Source organism: Pseudomonas sp. B707, assembly GCF_022496685.1.
Taxonomy (GTDB): domain Bacteria; phylum Pseudomonadota; class Gammaproteobacteria; order Pseudomonadales; family Pseudomonadaceae; genus Aquipseudomonas; species Aquipseudomonas paraglycinae.
Genome location: NZ_WTVE01000015.1, coordinates 175572 through 196194 on the forward strand (window position 1 = coordinate 175572; position 20623 = coordinate 196194).

At 61.4% G+C, this 20623-nt stretch carries 17 protein-coding genes; 12 read left to right on the top strand and 5 right to left on the bottom strand.

The window, feature by feature from the left end; translation table 11 throughout:
• Positions 1–80 precede the first annotated feature (80 nt).
• The gene (secA, locus tag GQX66_RS06415; RefSeq protein ID WP_085745213.1) at positions 81–2819 is read right to left on the bottom strand and encodes a preprotein translocase subunit SecA; all 2739 of its coding nucleotides are present in this window, start codon (positions 2817–2819) and stop codon (positions 81–83) included.
• Positions 2820–3126: 307 nt separating this feature from the next.
• On the opposite strand from secA, the gene GQX66_RS06420 reads away from it, so the two are divergent.
• The gene (locus GQX66_RS06420; RefSeq protein WP_240867578.1) at positions 3127–3582 is read left to right on the top strand and encodes a DciA family protein; all 456 of its coding nucleotides are present in this window, start codon (positions 3127–3129) and stop codon (positions 3580–3582) included.
• A gap of 10 nt (positions 3583–3592) precedes the next feature.
• Here GQX66_RS06420 and GQX66_RS06425 read toward each other — a convergent pair whose 3' ends face one another.
• Positions 3593–5080 carry a helicase HerA-like domain-containing protein gene (locus tag GQX66_RS06425; protein WP_207983771.1) on the bottom strand — a complete coding sequence of 496 codons (1488 nt, stop codon included), beginning with the start codon at positions 5078–5080 and terminating at the stop codon, positions 3593–3595.
• A 188-nt stretch (positions 5081–5268) separates the two neighbouring features.
• On the opposite strand from GQX66_RS06425, the gene GQX66_RS06430 reads away from it, so the two are divergent.
• The 4 genes from GQX66_RS06430 (at position 5269) to GQX66_RS06445 (ending at position 10331) form a co-directional block, all read left to right on the top strand.
• Positions 5269–7158, top strand: coding sequence for a methyl-accepting chemotaxis protein (locus tag GQX66_RS06430; RefSeq protein WP_240867581.1), 1890 nt, complete (start codon positions 5269–5271; stop codon positions 7156–7158).
• Positions 7159–7454: 296 nt separating this feature from the next.
• On the top strand, positions 7455–8567 hold the full coding sequence (locus GQX66_RS06435; protein WP_240867584.1) for a glycosyltransferase family 1 protein: 1113 nt from the start codon (positions 7455–7457) through the stop codon (positions 8565–8567).
• Entirely contained in the window at positions 8560–9336 is a 777-nt protein-coding gene (locus GQX66_RS06440; protein WP_240867586.1) for a polysaccharide deacetylase family protein, read from the top strand. Before GQX66_RS06435 ends, GQX66_RS06440 begins: the two co-directional genes overlap by 8 nt.
• Positions 9333–10331, top strand: a complete 999-nt coding sequence (locus tag GQX66_RS06445; protein ID WP_085745217.1) for a lysylphosphatidylglycerol synthase transmembrane domain-containing protein — start codon at positions 9333–9335, stop codon at positions 10329–10331. The genes GQX66_RS06440 and GQX66_RS06445 overlap by 4 nt, the downstream gene beginning before the upstream one ends.
• Here GQX66_RS06445 and GQX66_RS06450 read toward each other — a convergent pair.
• Together GQX66_RS06450 and purU are read right to left on the bottom strand one after the other, a co-directional pair.
• Positions 10315–10491 carry a hypothetical protein gene (locus GQX66_RS06450; protein ID WP_011335665.1) on the bottom strand — a complete coding sequence of 59 codons (177 nt, stop codon included), beginning with the start codon at positions 10489–10491 and terminating at the stop codon, positions 10315–10317. The genes GQX66_RS06445 and GQX66_RS06450 overlap by 17 nt on opposite strands.
• Positions 10492–10625: 134 nt before the next feature.
• Positions 10626–11474: a formyltetrahydrofolate deformylase gene (gene purU, locus GQX66_RS06455; RefSeq protein ID WP_102717259.1), complete on the bottom strand. Its 849-nt coding sequence runs from the start codon at positions 11472–11474 to the stop codon at positions 10626–10628.
• Positions 11475–11813: 339 nt separating this feature from the next.
• Here purU and mvaT point away from each other — a divergent pair, with 339 nt between their 5' ends.
• The gene (mvaT, locus tag GQX66_RS06460; protein ID WP_007951234.1) at positions 11814–12191 is read left to right on the top strand and encodes a histone-like nucleoid-structuring protein MvaT; all 378 of its coding nucleotides are present in this window, start codon (positions 11814–11816) and stop codon (positions 12189–12191) included.
• Between the two features lie 101 nt (positions 12192–12292).
• Here the strand turns inward: mvaT and sbcB are convergent, their stop codons facing one another.
• Positions 12293–13723 (bottom strand): exodeoxyribonuclease I, encoded by a 1431-nt coding sequence (gene sbcB, locus GQX66_RS06465; RefSeq protein WP_085745219.1) that lies wholly within the window; start codon positions 13721–13723, stop codon positions 12293–12295.
• Positions 13724–13903: 180 nt separating this feature from the next.
• On the opposite strand from sbcB, the gene GQX66_RS06470 reads away from it, so the two are divergent.
• Genes GQX66_RS06470 through GQX66_RS06495 form a run of 6 tightly spaced genes read left to right on the top strand, consistent with a single transcriptional unit; the run spans position 13904 to position 20623 of the window.
• Complete coding sequence (locus GQX66_RS06470; protein WP_240867588.1) at positions 13904–14629, top strand: RDD family protein; 726 nt, start codon at positions 13904–13906, stop codon at positions 14627–14629.
• Entirely contained in the window at positions 14626–15603 is a 978-nt protein-coding gene (locus tag GQX66_RS06475) for a stage II sporulation protein M (protein WP_102687242.1), read from the top strand. The genes GQX66_RS06470 and GQX66_RS06475 overlap by 4 nt, the downstream gene beginning before the upstream one ends.
• A complete protein-coding gene (locus GQX66_RS06480; RefSeq protein WP_240867591.1) occupies positions 15590–17134 on the top strand; it encodes a DUF4129 domain-containing protein in 1545 nt (514 codons plus the stop codon). Before GQX66_RS06475 ends, GQX66_RS06480 begins: the two co-directional genes overlap by 14 nt.
• Entirely contained in the window at positions 17131–18297 is a 1167-nt protein-coding gene (locus GQX66_RS06485) for a DUF4350 domain-containing protein (protein ID WP_085745223.1), read from the top strand. The genes GQX66_RS06480 and GQX66_RS06485 overlap by 4 nt, the downstream gene beginning before the upstream one ends.
• Positions 18294–19295: a MoxR family ATPase gene (locus tag GQX66_RS06490; protein ID WP_085745224.1), complete on the top strand. Its 1002-nt coding sequence runs from the start codon at positions 18294–18296 to the stop codon at positions 19293–19295. The genes GQX66_RS06485 and GQX66_RS06490 overlap by 4 nt, the downstream gene beginning before the upstream one ends.
• Positions 19292–20623 carry a DUF58 domain-containing protein gene (locus tag GQX66_RS06495; protein ID WP_102717253.1) on the top strand — a complete coding sequence of 444 codons (1332 nt, stop codon included), beginning with the start codon at positions 19292–19294 and terminating at the stop codon, positions 20621–20623. The genes GQX66_RS06490 and GQX66_RS06495 overlap by 4 nt, the downstream gene beginning before the upstream one ends.

A 20623-nucleotide genomic window follows, 5' to 3' on the forward strand; every position in this document is an offset into this window, starting at 1 on the left:
GTGACGGTGGTGTAAATGGCAAAACGCCGCGACGGCTGGTGCCGGTCGCGGCGCGGGTATTTCAGCGATTGAAACGGGTTTTACTGGATCTGCCCGTGGCAATGCTTGAATTTCTTGCCCGAACCGCAGTAGCACAGTTCGTTGCGGCCCAGCTTCTGCTCGTTGCGCACCGGGGCGGTGGCGAGGGCCACATCGACCTCTTCACCGACCAGTTCCGGTTGCGCTTCCAGGCCAGGAGCCTCGGCGTGTTCGAACTGCATGCGGGCGGCCAGTGCTTCGGCTTCCTGACGCAGGCGTTGCTCTTCTTCGGCCGGATCTTCGCGGCGAACCTGAACGTGCGACAACACACGGATCGAGTCGCGCTTGATCGAATCCAGCAGCTCGGAGAACAGCGTGAAGGACTCGCGCTTGTATTCCTGCTTCGGGTTCTTCTGCGCATAACCACGCAGGTGGATACCGTGACGCAGGTGATCCATGGTCGACAGGTGGTCTTTCCACAGGTCGTCCAGAACGCGCAGCACGATCTGCTTCTCAAAGGAACGCAGGGCTTCGGCGCCCGCCTGGTCTTCTTTTTCGTTGTACGCGGCGATCAGCTCGTTCATCAGCTTCTCGCGCAGGGTTTCTTCGTACAGGTGATCGTCTTCGTCGAGCCATTGCTGGATCGGCAGCTTCACGCCGAAATCGCTGGCGATCGACGCTTCCAGACCGGCCACGTCCCACTGCTCTGGCAGCGATTGCGGCGGAATGTGCGCGCTGACGGTGGCGTTCAGGACGTCCTGACGGAAATCAGCGATGGTTTCGCCGATGTTGTCCGCAGCCAGCAACGTGTTACGCATGTGATAGATCACTTTACGCTGTTCGTTGTTGACGTCGTCGAACTCGAGCAGTTGCTTGCGGATGTCGAAGTTGCGGCCTTCAACCTTGCGCTGCGCCTTCTCGATGGCGTTGGTCACCATACGGTGCTCGATGGCCTCGCCAGGCTGCATCCCTAGGGCTTTCATGAAGTTCTTCACCCGGTCAGAGGCGAAGATGCGCATCAGGCTGTCTTCCAGCGACAGGTAGAAGCGGCTGGAACCGGCATCGCCCTGACGGCCGGCACGGCCACGCAGCTGGTTATCGATACGACGGGATTCGTGACGCTCGGACGCGATCACCTGCAGACCGCCGGACTCCAGCACTTGCTGGTGACGCTTCTGCCAGTCGGCCTTGATCTGGGCGATCTGCTCAGGGGTCGGGTTTTCCAGCGACGCGACTTCAACTTCCCAGTTGCCGCCCAACAGGATGTCGGTACCACGACCGGCCATGTTGGTAGCGATGGTCAGGGCGCCCGGACGACCGGCCTGCGCGATGATTTCAGCTTCTTTTTCGTGGAACTTGGCGTTCAGAACCTTGTGTTCGATGCCTTCCTTCACGAGCAATGCGGACATGTGCTCGGAGGTTTCGATGGTCGCAGTACCCACCAGTACCGGACGACCGGCAGCCATGCTTTCCTTGATGTCGTTGACGATCGCCGCATATTTCTCTTCGGCGGTCAGGAACACCAGGTCGTTGTAGTCCTTACGGGCCAACGGTTTGTTCGGCGGAATGACCATAACGTCCAGACCATAGATCTGGTGGAATTCGAATGCTTCGGTATCAGCGGTACCGGTCATGCCGGACAGCTTGGTGTATAGACGGAAGTAGTTCTGGAACGTGGTCGATGCCAGAGTCTGGCTTTCGGCCTGGATATTCAGGTTTTCCTTGGCTTCGATGGCCTGGTGCAAGCCTTCGGACAGACGACGACCCGGCATGGTGCGACCGGTGTGCTCGTCGACCAGCACGACCTGGCCGTCTTGCACGATGTATTCGACATTGCGGTTGAACAGCTTGTGCGCACGCAGGCCGGCGTAAACGTGAGTCAGCAGACCCAGATTATGCGCCGAGTACAGGCTCTCGCCTTCAGCCAGCAGGCCAACACTGGCGAGTTGCTCTTCGATGAACTGGTGACCGGCTTCGTTGAGTTCGACCTGACGGGTCTTCTCGTCGACGGTGAAATGGCCTTCCTGGGTGACTTCGCCTTCGACTTCTTCGACGTGCAGCTTGAGTTTCGGGATCAGCTTGTTGATCTCGATGTACAGCTTGGAGCTGTCCTCGGCCTGACCGGAAATGATCAGCGGGGTACGCGCTTCGTCAATGAGGATGGAGTCGACTTCGTCGATCACGGCAAAGTTGAGTTCGCGCTGGAATTTCTCTTCCATGCTGAACGCCATGTTGTCGCGCAGGTAGTCGAACCCGAATTCGTTGTTGGTGCCGTAGGTGATGTCGGCGGCGTAGGCGGCGCGCTTCTCTTCCGGCGGCTGGAACGGCGTCACGATGCCGACGCTCAGACCGAGGAATTCATACAGCGGACGCATCCAGTTGGCGTCGCGGCGGGCCAGGTAATCGTTCACAGTCACAACGTGCACGCCCTTGCCGGACAGCGCGTTGAGGTAAACGCCCAGAGTACCCACCAGCGTCTTGCCCTCACCGGTGCGCATTTCGGCGATCTTGCCTTCGTGCAGGGTCATGCCACCGATCAGCTGGACGTCAAAGTGGCGCATGCCCATGACACGCTTGCCGGCTTCACGGGCGACCGCGAAGGCTTCGGGCAACAGCTTGTCGAGGGTCTCCCCCTTGGCAATGCGGTCCTTGAACTCTGCGGTCTTGGCGCGCAGTTGATCGTCCGAGAGGGCGACCATCTTCTCTTCGAAGGCATTGACGAGCTGCACCGTCTTGAGCATGCGTTTGATTTCACGCTCGTTCTTGCTTCCAAAAAGTTTCTTTAACAAAGGCGCAAACATATCGGCAGGATCTTCCACACTAAAGGGATGGAGGGCGGCCCCGTGAGTCGCCCGTGCAGCCCTCATGGCCGCATGCGAACGAGCATTCTACCCGGAAACGGTGGTGAGGAAAGTGGGGATATTCCACGATGCTGGCACTGCGCTTTGACGGGGCTCACTTAAAATAGGGGCGTTTTGCTCAACTTCAAGCCGTACAGCGAAGAAGTTAGTCGTTGATTTAATGGGCAAAGCAGGGACAAAAGCAATGGGCGAGTGAAATGGCTGCCATCTGCTACCATGGCGCCTCTGTCACTTCAGGTCCTAGATCATGGCATTTCGCCCTCTCACAGCCAGAGCGCCCGCCGTTCTGCTACGCGAAGCCAGACCGCTGAAAGCCATCCTCGGTCATGCCCAGCGCCTGGCCCATCTGCAACGTCTGCTCGAAAGCCAGCTGCAACCTGCCGCCCGTGAACACTGCCACGTAGCCAAGTGGCGCGAAGGCGAACTGTTGCTGATCGTCACCGACGGCCATTGGGCCACGCGCCTGCGCTATCAGCAGAAACGCCTGCAACGGCAATTGCAGATGTTCGACGAGTTCGCCAATCTGACGCGAATCAAGTTCGCCGTGCGGCCACCGACCGTCCAGCGCGCGGCGAGCGGGCATTCGATCGATTTGTCGACGGATGCGGCGGCGACCATCCAGGCCACCGCCGACGGGATCAGCGATCCGAATCTGCGAGCGGCACTGGAACGACTGGCCGCCCACGCCAAACCCAAAACCTGAGCCTTGTTGATCAGCGGCGTTTGCTGCCGCCGAGCAATGAACCCATCAGACCGCGCACCAACTGTTTACCCAGCGAATTCGCTGCCTGGCGCATGGCCGACTTGAGCGCCTGCCCCGCCGCCGTGCCGAGGAATTCTCCGGCCTTGTCCGCCAGACTCGGCTCTTCAGCGGCCGGTTTGCCCGGCGCCGCTTCAGCCTCCGGCGCCAGCCCCTTGCGACCCATCAGGATTTCATAGGCCGACTCGCGGTCGATCGGCTTGTCATAACGGCCCTTGAACGGCGAACCGGCGATCAGCATTGTGCGTTCAGTCTCGGTCAACGGCCCGATCCGCGATTGCGGCGGTGCCACCAGCACTCGCTGAACCATTTCCGGCGTGCCCTTCTCCTGCAAGGTGCCGACCAGAGCCTCGCCAATCCCGAGTTCGGTGAGCACCGACAAGGTGTCGAACGCCGGATTCGGCCGGAAGCCGTCCGCCACCGCCCGCAGGGATTTCTGTTCCTTGGCGGTGAACGCGCGCAGGCCGTGCTGGATCCGCAGCCCCAGTTGCGCCAGCACATCGTCCGGCAGATCGCCCGGCGACTGGGTGACGAAATACACGCCCACGCCTTTGGAACGGATCAGCCGCACCACTTGCTCCAAGCGCTCTTGCAGCGCCTTGGGCGTGTCGCCGAACAACAAATGTGCCTCATCGAAAAACAGCGCCAGCAGCGGTTTGTCGGCATCGCCGCGTTCCGGCAGTTGTTCGAACAGCTCGGCCAGCAGCCACAGCAGGAACGTCGCGTAGACCTTCGGCGCCTCATGTACCAGACGACTGGCGTCGAGCAGATGAATGCGTCCGCGACCATCGGCGGTCGGCTGCAGAATGTCCTCCAGTTGCAGCGCCGGCTCGCCGAACAACGCCTCGGCACCCTGCTGCTCCAGCGTCGCCAGACGCCGCAACAGCGCCTGGCTGGAGCCAGTGGTGAACAGCGCGGCGTCTTCGCCCAGCAGCTGCGGATTGTCCTTGAGGTGATTGAGCAGCGCTTTCAGGTCTTTGAGATCCAGCAGCAACAGGCCTTCGCGATCCGCCACCTTGAACGCTGCGTACAACGCCGATTGCTGGCTGTCGGTCAGTTCCAGCAGCGCGCCGATCAGCAGCGGGCCCATTTCACTCAACGTAGTGCGCAACGGATGACCGGACTGACCGTGAATGTCCCACAGGGTCACGGGATACGCCTGAGGCGTGTGCTTGAGCCACGGCATGCCGGCGATGCGCTCGGCGATCTTGCCCTGGGGGTTGCCGGCAGCACCGAGGCCGCACAGGTCGCCCTTGACGTCGGCGGCGAACACCGCGACCCCGGCGTCGCTGAACGCCTCGGCCAGACGCTGCAGGGTGACGGTTTTGCCGGTACCGGTTGCGCCGGCCACCAGTCCGTGACGGTTGGCCAGACGCATGGCCTGGGCGATCGGTTGCCCGGCGAGGTCAGCGCCGATTACAAGTTGCGAAGATTCAGGCATTTGGTCACCCAATGGTTAATCTTTGATCGAGCATGGCCGATAGCTAAAGGTGACAGATGCGACTGACATCCGCATCGGAGATTTCCCTAAGGAGAAGCGGAAATACCTGCTTGTACCCATCAAGCCCACCTGGCGAGTATCTATAGAAGCACGCCCTGAATAATAAGACCTTAGCGGAACCCCAAGCCATGAACAAAAATCTGCGTTTCAGCCATAAAATCCTGCTTGCCGCCGCCCTCATCGTCATTGCCGCCTTCGCCTCGTTCACGCTGTACAACGACTGGTTGCAACGCAATGCGATCCGCGAAGACCTGGACAATTACCTCAACGAGATGGGCGAGGTCACAGCCGACAATATTCAGACCTGGCTCAGCGGGCGCATCCTGCTGATCGAGAACGCGGCCCAGAACATCGCCATCAACCCCGACCCTGCCGCCGTCGCCAGCCTGCTGGAACAGAAAGCCCTGACGTCGACCTTCATGGCGTCTTACCTCGGCGACGCCACCGGGCACTTCACCATCCGCCCGGATGCGAAGATGCCGGACGGTTTCGATCCACGTGTTCGTCCTTGGTATAAAGGTGCGGAAAGCAGCAGCTCTTCGACCCTGACCGAACCGTACATCGACGCCGCCACCGGCCAGACCATCATTTCCATCGCCACCGCCGCGAAAAAGGCCGGTCAGAGCGTGGGCGTGGTGGGCGGCGACCTGAGCCTGCAAACCCTGATCAACACCCTCAGCGCCCGGGACTTCTCCGGCATGGGCTACGCGTTCCTGGTCAGTGCCGACGGCAAGATTCTGGTGCACCCGGACAAGGCCCTTGTGATGAAGTCACTGAAGGAAGCCTATCCGCAGGACACCCCGCGCATCAGCAGTGACTTCAGTGAAGTCACCGTCGACGGCAAGACCCGCATCGTCAACTTCACCCCGATCAAAGGCCTGCCGTCGGTGAACTGGTACATCGGCCTGTCGGTGGACAAAGACAAAGCCTTCTCGATGCTCAGCGAATTCCGCGCTTCGGCCGTGATCGCGACCGTGATTGCCGTGGCGATCATCATCGCCCTGCTCGGCATGCTGATCCGCATTCTGATCCAGCCGCTGCACGTGATGACCCGTGCCATGGAAGACATCGCCGACGGCGAAGGCGACCTGACCAAGCGTCTGACCATTCAGAATCAGGACGAATTCGGCGTGCTCGGCACCGCGTTCAACCGTTTCGTCGAGCGTATTCACGGCTCGATCCGCGAAGTGTCATCGGCCACCGGCCAGGTCAACGAAGTCGCCCTGCGGGTGGTCGCGGCCTCGAACTCGTCGATGTACAACTCCGACCAGCAAGCCTCGCGCACCAACAGCGTGGCTGCGGCGATCAACCAGCTCGGCGCCGCCGCGCAGGAAATCGCCCGCAACGCCGCACAGGCCTCGACTCAGGCCAGCGACGCCCGTGGTCTGGCCGAAGACGGTCAGCAAGTGGTGGATCGCAGCATCAAGGCGATGAATCAGCTGTCGAGCATGCTTAGCGCATCGAGCAGTAACATCGAATCGCTGAACAGCAAGACCGTGAACATCGGCCAGATCCTGGAAGTGATCACCAGCATTTCCCAGCAGACCAACCTGCTGGCGCTCAACGCGGCCATCGAAGCGGCACGTGCCGGTGAAGCCGGTCGCGGATTTGCGGTGGTGGCGGACGAAGTGCGCAACCTCGCCCACCGCACCCAGGAATCGGCGCAACAGGTACAAACCATGATCGAGGAGCTGCAAGTCGGCGCCCGCGAATCCGTGAGCACCATGAGCGACAGCCAGCGCCACAGCCAGGACAGCGTGGACATCGCCAACCTCGCCGGCGAACGCCTGAACAGCGTGACCCAGCGCATTGGTGAAATCGACGGGATGAACCAGTCGGTGGCCACCGCGACCGAGGAACAGACGGCTGTGGTCGAGTCGATCAACGTGGATATCACCGAGATCAATACGCTGAACCAGGAAGGTGTCGAGAACCTGCAGGCGACGTTGCGGGCTTGCTCGGATCTGGAGCAGCAGGCTTCGCGCTTGAAGCAGTTGGTCGGTAGTTTCCGAATCTAAGATCAAGATCAAAAGCTTACCCCCTCACCCCAACCCTCTCCCCCAAGGGGGCGAGGGGGAAAGGGAGCAGATCGGGGTTAATTCAAAACCTGAGTTCGGCTCGATATCTCAGGTCGATGTATAGCGAAAGAACAACCCGGTCAGTTCCCTCTCCCTCTGGGAGAGGGTTAGGGTGAGGGCCTGGCGCCCTCAACCCCACCACAAATCCCCCTGCCGCCCCCACCGCGAAACCCCGACCGAACATCTATTCTTGATAAAGGTCAACCAAGGGAGATCAACGCGGAGGGACGTTCACCGTGCATATCGCCGACATCACCATGTTCTACGCCCCGGCCAGCGGTGGCGTGCGCACCTATCTGGATGCCAAGCACCGCCGGCTGGGGGTCAAGCCCGGCATCCGCCACAGCCTGCTGATTCCCGGCGCGCACTTGGGCGAACGCGATGGCGTCTACACGGTTCCCGCCCCCGCCCTGCCCTTCGGCAAGGGCTATCGCTTTCCCCTGCGCCTGGCCCCTTGGCGAAACGTCCTGCAGGATCTGCAGCCTGATCTGATCGAAGTTGGTGATCCGTACCTCACCGCATGGGCTGCGCTCGATGCGCGTCGACAACTCGATGTGCCAGTGATCGGCTTCTATCACTCGGATCTGCCGCTGCTGGTGGGCAACCGCATGGGCCACTGGGTCACGCCGAATGTCGACGCGTATGTGCGCAAGTTGTACGGCAATTTCGACCGGGTGCTGGCACCCAGCCAGGTGATGGCCGACAAGCTCAGCGGGTTGGGCGTGCGCAACGTCCTCGTGCAACCGCTGGGCGTTGATCTGCACACCTTCCACCCGGATGCCCGCGATACCGGATTGCGCAGCGAACTGGGGATCGCCGAGGACACGCGCCTGCTGATCTTCGCCGGTCGCGGTTCCAAGGAGAAAAACCTGCCGGTGCTGCTCGATTGCATGAAACGCCTGGGCCCGCGTTATCACCTGTTGCTGGTCGGCTCGTCGATGCCGGCGTCCGTCCCGGACAACGTCAGCGTGATCGACCGGTTCTGCCCGGCCGCGCAGGTCGCGCGGCTGATGGCCAGTGCCGACGCGCTGATCCACGCCGGCGATCAGGAAACCTTCGGTCTGGTGATTCTGGAGGCCATGGCCTGCGGCATTCCGGTGGTGGCGGTGGCGGCCGGAGCGTTCGAAGAAATCGTCAGCGAATCCTGCGGCCTGCTCTGCGCGCCGAACAATGCGCAAGCCATGGCCAATGCCGTGCGTGAACTGTTCAGTCGCGGGACTGACGTAATCGGTCGACAGGCACGCCAACATGTCGAACGGCATTACGCCTGGGACACGGTGGTCGACAGCCTGCTGAGCCATTACCACGCGGTACTCGGCGATTCGGTTCCTCGGGTGGCCAATGGCTGAATTTCACGAACGTCCGGCGGTAATGCTGGTGCTGCATGACGTGGCGCCCTCCACGTGGGCCGATTATCGAGCGTTCGTCGAAGCCGTTGACCGGTTGGGCAACGTCCCGATGACGTGGTTGGTGGTCCCGGATTTCCACCGACACGATGCACTTGAAGCCAATCCGGATTTTTGCCGAATGCTCGACCAGCGCGTCGCACGCGGCGATGAACTGGCCCTGCACGGCCATTTTCATGAAGACACCGAGCCCGGCCCGCGCACGGCGCGCGACTGGTTCATGCGCCGGGTCTACACCCATGAAGGCGAGTTCTATCAGTTGTCCCGGGAAGCCGCCCTCGCCCGCCTGCGCCCGGGCATCGATCTGTTTCGGCGCCACGGCTGGCAGCTGCACGGTTTCGTTGCCCCGGCCTGGCTGATGAGCGCCGGCACGCGCCAGGCATTGCGCGAATTGCCGCTGCGCTACACCAGCGATCCGCAGCATCTTTATCACTTGCCGGATTTCACCGCGGTCGAGGCCCCGGGACTGGTCTGGAGCGCACGCAGCGCCTGGCGTCGCGGCATGTCGAAGGTCATCAGCGAACAGCGAGAGCAGCGCTGGCGCCAGGCGCCGGTGATTCGTCTAGGCTTGCACCCGGTGGACATGCGCCACCGCTTTTCCCGGGATTACTGGTGGCGCACCCTTGAACGACTGCTCGCGGACGGACGCGTGCCCATGACCAAAATCGACTGGCTGACGCGCCAGCGCGCCCAAGGCGAGCGTGCCGCTTGAGCCGCGGCATTCTGTTGCTGATCGGCCTGCTGGTGGCCGTGGCGGTGCCCGTCCTGCTCGGGGGCGGCGAGACCTGGGGGCGCCTGCAGGCGTTTCCGCTGCGCTGGCTGTTGATCATGTTCGCCATGGTTCTGCTGTGCTGGGGCATCAACACCCTGCGCCTGCGGCTGTTGCTCGGCGATCAGCGTGACCGGGTCACACCCCTCAAAAGCCTCGGGGTGGTGATGGCCGCCGAATTTGCCTGGTGCGCCACACCCGGCGGCAGCGGAGGACCGTTGACGATCATGGCGCTGCTGGCGCGCAGCGGCGTGCGTCCGGCCCGGGGCAGCGCCGTGTTTGCGATGGATCAGTTGAGCGATCTGCTGTTCTTTCTCTGCGCCCTCAGCGGGATCCTGATCTACGCGCTGTTCCAGCATCTCAGCGACCGTATGGAATGGCTGCTGATCGTCAGTGCCCTGTCGTTGACCGGCGGCCTGTTCAGTTGCGTGCTGGTCGCGCGTTATCACCGTCGCTTGATTCGCCTGAGCGGGCGCCTGCTGGCCGGGATGAACGTCGAACCGCGTACCCGACGGCGCTGGGCACGGCAGTTGCTGCACTTTCTTGCCGCTTTCACCGATGCGCTGAAATTACCGTGGCAGACATTGATCAAGGTGTTCGTCCTGACCTGCGTGCACTGGTCGCTGCGTTACAGCGTGCTGTATCTGGCGTTGCGCGGGCTGGGGACGGATGTGCAGTGGGCCTGGACGTTTCTGATCCAGATGCTTTCGCTGGGTGCGGGGCAATTCAGCCTGTTGCCGGGCGGTGCCGGTGCAGCGGAATTGACCTCGGCGGCGCTGTTGGCGCCGATGGTCGGCAAATCGACCGCGGCGGCGGCGATCCTGATCTGGCGGGTGGTGACGTATTACTTCTATCTGCTGGTCGGTGGCCCGGTGTTTCTACTGATGCTGGGCCGGCCATTGCTGAAAAAGCTGCTGAGCGTCAGACAGGCTTCTTGAGGTCATCGTCTTCGTCCTTGAGTTGTTCCCACAGTTCGGCAGCGCCGGGAAACTCCGTGCCATCCTCCGGGCTCAGGTCATCCGGGTCATAGCGGCTGAGGCAGCCCTCGCCGAGCGTGGCGGGCGCCTTGGAAGTGGCTTTGTCCAGTGGATCGCTCATCGGTAATGTCCTCAAGGTCCGTGGATCGTTCCCACGCTCTGCGTGGGAACGCAGCCCGGGACGCCCTGCGTCCCAAAGCAGACGCGGAGCGTCTGAAGAGGCATTCCCACGCAGAGCGTGGGAACGATCCTGAATCAGAACACCACGGTCTTGTTGCCGTGCACCAGCACGCGGTCTTCCAGGTGATAGCGCAAGCCACGAGCCAGCACCATCTTCTCGACGTCACGGCCGAAACGCACCATATCGTCGATGCTGTCGCTGTGGCTGACACGTACCACGTCCTGCTCGATGATCGGGCCGGCGTCCAGCTCTTCGGTCACGTAGTGGCAGGTCGCACCGATCAGCTTCACGCCGCGCATCGAAGCCTGGTGGTACGGCTTGGCACCGACGAACGACGGCAGGAAGCTGTGGTGAATGTTGATGACCTTATGCGCGTATTCGCGGCACATGTCCGGCGGCAGGATCTGCATGTAGCGCGCCAGCACCACCACTTCGGCATCGTGCTGCTTGACCAGGCGCGACACTTCGTCGAAGGCCGGTTGCTTGTCCTGCGGATTGACCGGCACGTGGTAATAAGGAATGCCGTGCCACTCGACCATGCTGCGCAGGTCGTCGTGGTTGGAAATCACGCAGGAAATCTCGCAATCCAGCTCGTCGCTGTGCCAGCGGTGCAGCAGGTCAGCCAGGCAGTGGGATTCGCGGCTGGCCATCAGCACCACGCGTTTTTTCTGCTCGGTGTCGGTGATGCGCCAGTCCATCGAGAACTCTTCGGCGATCGGTGCAAACTTCTCGCGCAACACCTCGATACCGAAAGGCAGGGAATCGGCACGGATTTCGTGACGCATGAAGAACCAGCCGACCTGGTTATCCGAGTGGTGGCTCGCTTCGGTGATCCAGCCATTGTGGGCCGCCAGAAAGTTACTGACTTTGGCAACGATGCCAACGCGGTCCGGGCAAGAAATCACCAGCCGAAAAGTGCGCATGAGGGGGAAACTCCAGAACTTCGCAAAGGCGGCCATTCTAGCGACTGCGCGGGAAAACTGCAGTATTGATGACCCTCGAAGCCTCACGGCATCCCGCCGCAGCTTTTTTGACGCGCGCAAACGCCAGAATGATGGCGCAATAATAGCCATGCATGAACAGGCTTGTGTGAATATCTGTGAAGACTCCATCACAATATTTAACTGAATATTCAATTCACGGCTTTTCAACGTAACTAATTCAAATAAAAACTCCGGCTAAATGTTTACTTGATGAAACAGCCTGACTATTATTGCCGCACTGTCCCCTGCCATCGCGCACTCCCACATAAGGTAGTAATCATGTCCTTGATCAACGAATATCGTGCCACCGAAGAAGCTATCAAAGAGCTGCAAGCCCGTTTGAAGAACCTTTCGCAAGACGACAAACTGCAAGCCGAGCTGGAATTCGAAGGCAAACTGCGCACACTGATGGGCGAATATTCCAAATCCCTGCGCGACATCATCGCGCTGCTGGATCCAGAGTCCAAAACCAAAGCACCACGTGGCGGCGCAGCCAAAACTACCGGCACCAAGCGTGCTCGCAAAGTTAAACAATACAAAAACCCACACAACGGCGAAGTCATCGAAACCAAAGGTGGCAACCACAAAACTCTGAAAGAGTGGAAAGCCAAGTGGGGCGGTGACGTGGTTGAAGGCTGGGCTACCCTGCTGGGCTAAGCCGCAACCCTTGTCGCAGAGCGCTTCTGTGACACAAAAAAACGCCAGCGAATGCTGGCGTTTTTTTATGCCCGGCATTCAAGCGCCGGACATGTTCGATTTCAAAGATCCAAACGTTTGCGCAATGCCTGGACATAGTTCTGCCATTCAACCAACACCTCGGCCTGCATCGGCGCAGCACTAAGCAGCCATTGCTCCATGGCCTCGGCAAAAGATTGCAAGGTATTAGGGGCGCCCCACTCCGGCGCGGACAAGCGTTGCCGGCAAAAGATTTTCCAGCGTTCTTGCTCTTCGAAATTCAACGTATCGGGAAAGTTACGTGCTCGATATCGAAACAACAATTCAGGCAAACGTTCATCATCGAACGGCCATTGCTCTCGCGCCAATTGAGCAGGATCGGTCGTCCTCACTTGCTCACATAAACGACGATCGCGATCACCGATAAATCCGTCGTACAACTGTTGTTCGGGATCTTCACTCGAGGTGAAATCTTCGCTGGCATAAATCGCCGAGACTTTATCTTTCCAAACTTGCTGTGCGTCACTTAGTCGCAATGCACGCGCCTGATACAACGCCATGTCCAGACCCAGACGCTGCTGATCTTCAGCCCTCAGCACCGCCAACGGCGCCACCACCGGGCACTTGTTGATGTGAATCAACTTGAGCGGCACCGGCAACTCGCCTTCGGCCAGATCGTCACGGCGGGTATACAGGCGCTGACGCAAAGTTTCGGCATCCAGGTCGAGCAGCCCCTGCGGGTCCAGGTGCAGATCACACACGATCAGCGCGTTCTTGTTGCGCGGATGCCAGGCCAGCGGCAGCACCACGCCGACATAACTGCGCGCAGCGGAGAAACGACCGGAGATGTGCACCATCGGTTGCAACAATCGAATCTGGTCCATGACCTTCTGTTTGCTGCGCAACTGGAACAGCCAGTCATACAGCTTCGGCTGCTTCTCGCGGATCAACCGGGCCAGAGCAATGGTGGCGCGCACGTCCGACAAGGCTTCGTGCGCATTGCCGTGATCGATGTTGTTGGCGGCGGTCAAGCGCTCGAGCTTGAGCGTCACCTTGCCTTCGTCATCGGTCGGCCAGACCAGACCATCCGGGCGCAACGCATAGGCGGCGCGCACGACATCGATCAGGTCCCAGCGACTGTTGCCGCCCTGCCATTCACGGGCATAGGGATCGAAAAAGTTGCGGTACAGGCTGTAGCGGGTCATCTCGTCGTCGAAGCGCAGGGTGTTGTAACCCGCGCCGCAGGTGCCGGGAGCCGCGAGCTGGGCGTGAACCCGGGTCATGAAATCGGCTTCGCTCAAGCCCTGTTCGGCGAGGCGGCTCGGGGTGATGCCAGTGATCGCGCATGCCGCCGGGTGCGGAAGGATGTCTTCGCTGGGCTGGCAGTAGAGATTGACCGGCGCGTCGATTTCGTTGAGTTCGTGGTCGGTGCGGATCCCGGCCACCTGCAACGGGCGGTCGCATCGGGGATTGATGCCGGTGGTTTCGTAGTCGTACCAGAAAATGGAAGTCACGGGCGGTTCCTGAACTGAAGATCGGCAAAGTCTAGGCGTTCGACTGCGGTCGCGGCCAGCGCCGCATCATTCAGTCACCTTTGGTTGAACGATGTGTATGACATAGTTATGTCGTTTCCCCCCGAGAGACTGCTAGCATCGGACGCACTTGCATCCCGATCCGGCAACATCAGGTAGCCCATGCTCGAGACCAAAGCACCGCCAAGGAAAGCACCGCTGGCCCCGCCACTGGACACGCGGCACCAGGTCGAAACGCCGGAAGGCATCGACCTGCCGCTGCGTCCCGCCGGCCTGATGGTGCGTGCTGTGGCGTTCACCCTCGATCTGGGGTTGCGCGGGCTGATTTTGGGCCTGCTGCTCATGGTGCTGGCGTTGCTCGGCAAACTCGGTATCGGCCTGGGCTCACTGCTGCTGTTCGTGGTGAGCTGGTGGTACATGGTGTTGTTCGAGGTGCTGCGTGAGGGCCGCTCACCGGGCAAGCAATGGATGGGCCTGCGGGTGGTGCACGACGACGGCACACCGGTCGGCTGGTCAGCCTCGCTGCTGCGCAACCTGCTGCGTTTTGTCGACCTGATGCCGTTCGGCTATTTCCTCGGTGCGATCAGTTGCCTGCAACACCCGACCTTCAAACGCCTCGGCGACATCGCTGCCGGCACGCTGGTGATCTATAGCGAACGCCCGCTCAAGCGCCCGCAATTGCCCGATGCCGAACCCCGCCGCTCGCCGGTCCCGCTGACCCTGACTGAACAACGCGCCCTGCTCGCTTTCGCCGAGCGCCAGGGTGAACTGTCGACGGCGCGGGTCAACGAACTTGCTGCATTACTCGCCCAGCCACTGCACATCAGTGCGCCGAAAGCCGTCGGTGAACTCAACGGCATCGCGCGCGGCCTGCTGGGTCCGTCATGAAGCAAAGCCTTTTCGAAACTCGCCACAAGGCCGAATGGGAGCGTTTCACCCTCGCCCTCGAACGTCTGGAACGAGGCAAGGACACTTCGCAAGTCGCGGATTTTCCCAAGGCCTATCGCCGTCTCTGCCAGCATCTGGCGCTGGCGCAGGAACGTGGCTACAGCAGTTTTCTGGTCGACTCCTTGCAACAGCAAGTGCTGCGCGGCCATCAACAGCTTTACCGTCATCGCAGCCAGCTCGGCGCTAACGTGCTGGGTTTCATCCTCGCCGGCTTTCCACGGTTGGTGCGCGCCGAATGGCGCTTCGTGCTGGCCGCCGCCCTGTTGTTCTTCGGCAGCCTGGCCGGTTTCGGTTTGCTGGTTTTCCTGTTTCCGGAGCTGGTCTATAACCTGATCCCCGCCGATCAGGTGCGCGAAATGCAAAGCATGTACGACCCCGCCGCCGGCCATCTCGGGCGTTCGGCCGAACGCGCGGCGAGCGAAGACTGGGTGATGTTCGGCTACTACATCATGCACAACATCGGCATCGCCTTTCAGACCTTTGCCAGCGGTTTGCTGCTGGGGGTGGGCAGTGCGTTTTTCCTGTTCTACAACGGGCTGATCATCGGCGCGGTAGCCGGGCATCTCAGTGAGATCGGCTTTGGCCAGACCTTCTGGTCGTTCGTGATCGGGCACGGTGCGTTCGAACTCAGCGCCATCGCTTTGGCCGGTGCGGCGGGATTGAAACTGGGTTGGGCATTGATCGCGCCGGGACGCCTGACACGAATCGAAGCCCTGCAGATTGCGGCGCGCCAGAGCATCCTGCTGATCTGTGGCGTGATGCTGTTTCTGTTGATCGCTGCGTTTATCGAAGCCTACTGGTCGTCGCGCACCGGGGTTACGCCGCAGACCAAATACCTGGTCGGCGCCGGGCTCTGGCTCTGTGTGGCGTTCTATCTGCTGTTCGCCGGAAGGACCCGCCATGCGCCTGAGTGATGCGACCGTGGCGATCCGTCCGCGCACCACCTGGGAAGCCATGGACCTGGGCGTGCTCATGAGCCAGCAACATCGGCGCCTGCTGATGACCAGTTGGGCCATCGTCACACTGCCGCTTTTCGCGGTGCTCAGCCTGTTGTTTTGGGATTCGCCGTCACTCGCCGTGTTCATCTTCTGGTGGCTGAAACCGGCCTACGAACGCTTGCCGCTGTACATCCTGTCCAAGGCGCTGTTCGGCGAAACGCCCACCTTGAAGCAGACCTTGCGCCAATGGCCGCGCCTGCTCAAGCCGCAACTCATCGCCAGCCTGACCTGGCGCCGCTTCAGCCTGAGCCGCAGCTTCCTGCTGCCCGTGCTGCAACTCGAAGGCCTCGACGGCTCGGCCCGCCAGCAGCGTTTGCAGGTGTTGCTGCAACGCAATGCCGGCGCCGCGCAGTGGCTGACGATCATCGGCGTGCATCTGGAAACGGCGCTGTGGATCGGCCTGATGGTGTTGTTCTACCTGCTGCTGCCGCAACAGGTCGAAACCGATTGGGACTGGCAAAGCCTGATCTTCGCGGCCGACTACGAATGGCGCTGGCTGGAGCATCTGACCAATGCGTTCTATGCGCTTATCCTGGTGATCTGGGAGCCGGTGTATGTCGCCTGCGGGTTCAGCCTGTATCTGAACCGCCGCACCGTCCTCGAAGCCTGGGACATCGAACTGGTGTTTCGCCGTTTGCGCCAGCGTTTGAACAGCAGCGCAATCGGCTTGCTACTGGTGGCGTGTCTGCTGTTGCCGGGGTTGCCCTCAGCCTGGGCTGCCGATCCTGCCACGGCTCCGGATGCGCCGCGCCTCTTGAACCAGCCACTGACCAGCGAGGCGTCCCGCAACAGCATCAAGGCCTTGCTCGAACAGCCGCCGTTCAAGAACAAGGAAACCGTCACCCGTTATCGCTTCGGCGAAGATCCCGCTGCTGCCGAAAAACCCAAGGAAGGCGAAGCTCCGCCATGGTTGAAGACCCTGCTCGACTGGCTGGACGGCCGACACCTCGACGGCCTGGCCAAGGCGATTGAAGTCGTGCTGTGGGGCGCGGTGATCGCCGGAATTGGTTGGCTGCTCTGGCGTTATCGGGATTTTCTGCAAGCGTTCGTCGGCCGCCGCCCGCGCTTGCCCGAACAGACCAAAAGGCCCTTGCCACAACAAGCCTTCGGTCTGGATCTGCAAAAGGAAAGCCTGCCCGATGACATCGCCAGCCACGCGGAGCAACTCTGGCAAACCGAACCGCGTGCGGCACTGGGTCTGCTGTACCGGGCACTGCTCAGTCATCTATTGCACGACTTCAACCTGACCCTCAAACCCGCCGACACCGAAAACGAAGTGCTGGCCCGGATCGAACAATTGCAGCGACCGGACCTGCTCACTTATAGCCGTCATCTCACCGGCCACTGGCAGAACATGGCCTACGGGCACCGCGTACCGGCGGCACATCTGCAACAGGAATTGTGTGATGGCTGGCGCACCCTGTTCGGCCACGGAGTTGCCCGTTGAGCCGGCGCACGCTCTGGCTTTTGGGTGGCGCGCTGATCGTCGCCCTGCTCGGTGCGCTGGGCATTTATCTGTACCTCAAAGCCACGCCTTACCAGGCCGAGGTCGATCACGGCCCGTCCCCCGCCGCACAAGCCAATCCCTATCTGGCGGCGGAGATGTTTCTGCGTGAACGCGGAATCGACGTCAGTCATGCCGAAAGCCTCGCCGTGTTGCCCGACATCGACCCGCGCCAGCACACGCTGCTGATGTTCAACGACCGCTCGAAAATGACCCCGCGCCAGGTCGATCAGGTTCTGAACTGGGCCCGGGCCGGCGGAAGGCTGGTGTTCGTCGCCGAATCGATCTGGGATGAGAAGACCGGACAGAGCAACGACCTGCTGCTCGACCGCGTGCAACTGCATCAATCCTTCACCAAGGATCTCAAGGGCACGCCACCGGATGCCGCCGAAGATCCTTACCCCAACCTGACCAAGCTCTATCTGGAAGACGAAGACGCGCCCGCCTATGCCGGGTTCGACACCGCGTTCCACCTCGACGACCCGAAAAACCTCGCCCAGGCCTGGGCCAACAGCGCGAAAGCCACGCACATGATGCAACTGGCTTTCGGCCTCGGCACGATCACCGTGGTCACCGATGCCGACCTGTGGAAAACCCCGGCGATTGCACAGCACGACAATGCCTGGCTGCTCTGGTACCTCAGCGCCGACACCGCCGTGACCTTGTTGTACAACACCGAACACGACGGTCTGTTGACCCTGCTCTGGCGCTATTTCCCGCAAGCCATCGTCGCCCTGTTGGCGCTGATCGGCCTGTGGCTGTGGCATGTCGGCGTGCGTCACGGACCGTTGCAAGCGCCGGCTCCGAGTGGTCGCCGGCAGTTGATGGAACACCTGCGCGCCAGTGCCGATTTCATCCTGCGTCACAACGGTCAACAGACCTTGCTGCAAGCGTTGCAGCAGGACGTCCTGCGCCGCGCCCGCCATCGTCATCCCGGTTTCGACCAACTGAACGTCGCCGAACAATGGCTGGTGCTGTCGCGCCTGACCCGCCAGCCGACCCGTGCCATCAGCCAGGCCCTGAGCCCGGCACCGAAGCGGCGTCTGTCCAGCGCCGAATTCTGCCGTCAGGTCGCCCACCTGCAAGCCTTGAGGAACATGCTATGACCGAACACATCGAACCCGGCTCGCCCAGCCACGCGGCCCAGCAACGCCAGCGCGCCAGCCAGTTGGCCCAAGCGGTGCGCGGTGAATTGCAGAAGGCGCTGATCGGCCAGAACGCTGTGATCGACGACGTGCTGACCGCGCTGATCGCCGGCGGTCACGTGCTGCTCGAAGGCGTTCCCGGCCTTGGCAAAACCTTGTTGGTACGCGCCCTCGCGAAGTGCTTCGGCGGCGAGTTCGCGCGCATTCAGTTCACCCCGGACCTGATGCCCAGCGACGTCACCGGCCACGCGGTCTACGACCTGCAGACCGAGCAATTCAAACTGCGCAAAGGCCCGTTGTTCACCAACCTGCTGCTGGCCGACGAGATCAACCGCGCCCCGGCCAAGACGCAAGCCGCCCTGCTCGAAGCGATGCAGGAACGTCAGGTCACCCTCGAAGGCCGGGCCCTGCCGATTGCCCAGCCATTCATGGTGCTCGCCACGCAGAACCCGATCGAACAGGAAGGCACTTACCCGCTGCCGGAGGCCGAACTCGACCGTTTCATGCTCAAGGTGCGCATGGACTATCCCGACGCCGATCAGGAGCTGGACATGGTGCGTCAGGTCAGCCGCTCGACCCGCGCCGATATGCTCGACGTGCAACCGCTGCGCACCGTGTTGCAGGCCAAGGACGTGCAAGCCCTGCAGCGCATCGCCAGCGATCTGCCGCTGGACGAGCAGGTACTCGATTACGCCGTGCGCCTCGCCCGCAGCACCCGCACCTGGCCGGGGCTGACCCTCGGCGCCGGGCCACGTGCCTCCATTGCACTGGTGCGCTGCGCCCGCGCCCGAGCCCTGTTGCGCGGCGGTGAATTCGTGATTCCCGACGACATCAAGGGCTGCGCACTGGCGGTGTTGCGCCATCGCGTACGCCTTGCACCGGAGCTGGACATCGAAGGGCTGCAAGTCGATCAAGTCCTTCAGCAACTGCTCGACCAAGTACCGGCGCCGCGCCTGTGAAACCCTCGCGCCTGCTGTTGATCTGGCTGGCGATCCTGCTGGTCATCGGCATTGTGCTGGGCGCGTTGCAGGCGCTGGACGTCGAGGTGCCATCGAGCCTGCTGTCGATCAACTGGGGATTGTTGCTGGCGCTGTTTGCGCTGAGCCTGCTCGACGCGCTGCGCCTCAAGCGCCTGCCCTCGCCCCGCGTGCAACGACAGATGCCCGGCAGCCTGGCCCTCGGTCGCTGGAGCGAAATCCGGCTGGAAGTCGAACACGACCTCGACCCACCACTGGCCATTCAACTCTTCGACCACGTACCCGACGGCCTCAGCCATGAAAACCTGCCGCTCTCCACCGAGCTGCAACCCGGCCAGCGCAGCCTGATCGGCTACCGCCTGCGCCCACTCAAACGTGGCCACTTCACTTTCGAAACCTGCGAACTCAACTTGCCGAGCCCCTTCGGCCTGTGGTCCGGCAAACGCCTGCTGAACATCACCGACCACACCCGCGTCTACCCCGACTTCGCCCGTCTCTACGGCGGCCAATTGCTGGCGGTCGACAACTGGCTCAGCCAGCTCGGCGTACGCCAGCGCCAACGCCGTGGCCAAGGGATGGAATTCCATCAACTGCGAGAATTTCGCGAAGGCGACAGCCTGCGCCAGATCGACTGGAAAGCCACCGCCCGCCACCGCACACCGATTGCCCGGGAATACGAAGACGAACGGGATCAACAGATCATTTTTATGCTCGACTGCGGGCGACAGATGCGCAGTCAGGACGGCGAGCTGTCGCATTTCGATCATGCGTTGAATGCGTGTCTGCTGTTGAGTTATGTGGCGCTGCGGCAGGGGGATGCGGTGGGCTTGTCCACCTTCGCCAGCGATCAGCCTCGGTTTATTGCACCGGTCAAAGGTACGGGGCAGCTCAAGGTGTTGCTCAACGGTGTTTATGATCTGGATAGCACGCGACGTTCGGCGGATTATCCGGCGGCGGTGGATCAGTTGTTGGCCAGGCAGAAGCGTCGGGCGCTGGTGGTGTTGGTGACTAATGTGCGGGATGAGGTTGATGAAGAGCTGCTGACTGCCATGACACAACTGGGCAGGCAACACCGCGTACTCATCGCCAGCCTGTACGAAGAAAGGCTCGAACACGTGCGGCTGACTCCGGTTCAATCGCTGACGGAAGCGCTGGCCTATTGTGCAACGGTGGATTACTTGAACGGCACGGCAAGACTCCATGAGCAGTTGAGGACTCATGGACTACCGATCATCAATGCCCGGCCCACCGAACTGGGCGCCGAGTTGGTGGCCCGATATCTGGCCTGGAAAAAAGGCGAGGCCTTGTGA

Excerpts from the sequence above, each read along its gene's own strand:
- secA (WP_085745213.1), bottom strand. The coding sequence starts at position 2,819 with ATGTTTGCGCCTTTGTTAAAGAAACTTTTTGGAAGCAAGAACGAGCGT.
- GQX66_RS06420 (WP_240867578.1), top strand. The coding sequence starts at position 3,127 with ATGGCATTTCGCCCTCTCACAGCCAGAGCGCCCGCCGTTCTGCTACGC.
- GQX66_RS06425 (WP_207983771.1), bottom strand. The coding sequence starts at position 5,080 with ATGCCTGAATCTTCGCAACTTGTAATCGGCGCTGACCTCGCCGGGCAA.
- GQX66_RS06430 (WP_240867581.1), top strand. The coding sequence starts at position 5,269 with ATGAACAAAAATCTGCGTTTCAGCCATAAAATCCTGCTTGCCGCCGCC.
- GQX66_RS06440 (WP_240867586.1), top strand. The coding sequence starts at position 8,560 with ATGGCTGAATTTCACGAACGTCCGGCGGTAATGCTGGTGCTGCATGAC.
- GQX66_RS06450 (WP_011335665.1), bottom strand. The coding sequence starts at position 10,491 with ATGAGCGATCCACTGGACAAAGCCACTTCCAAGGCGCCCGCCACGCTC.
- purU (WP_102717259.1), bottom strand. The coding sequence starts at position 11,474 with ATGCGCACTTTTCGGCTGGTGATTTCTTGCCCGGACCGCGTTGGCATC.
- mvaT (WP_007951234.1), top strand. The coding sequence starts at position 11,814 with ATGTCCTTGATCAACGAATATCGTGCCACCGAAGAAGCTATCAAAGAG.
- GQX66_RS06470 (WP_240867588.1), top strand. The coding sequence starts at position 13,904 with ATGCTCGAGACCAAAGCACCGCCAAGGAAAGCACCGCTGGCCCCGCCA.
- GQX66_RS06475 (WP_102687242.1), top strand. The coding sequence starts at position 14,626 with ATGAAGCAAAGCCTTTTCGAAACTCGCCACAAGGCCGAATGGGAGCGT.
- GQX66_RS06480 (WP_240867591.1), top strand. The coding sequence starts at position 15,590 with ATGCGCCTGAGTGATGCGACCGTGGCGATCCGTCCGCGCACCACCTGG.
- GQX66_RS06490 (WP_085745224.1), top strand. The coding sequence starts at position 18,294 with ATGACCGAACACATCGAACCCGGCTCGCCCAGCCACGCGGCCCAGCAA.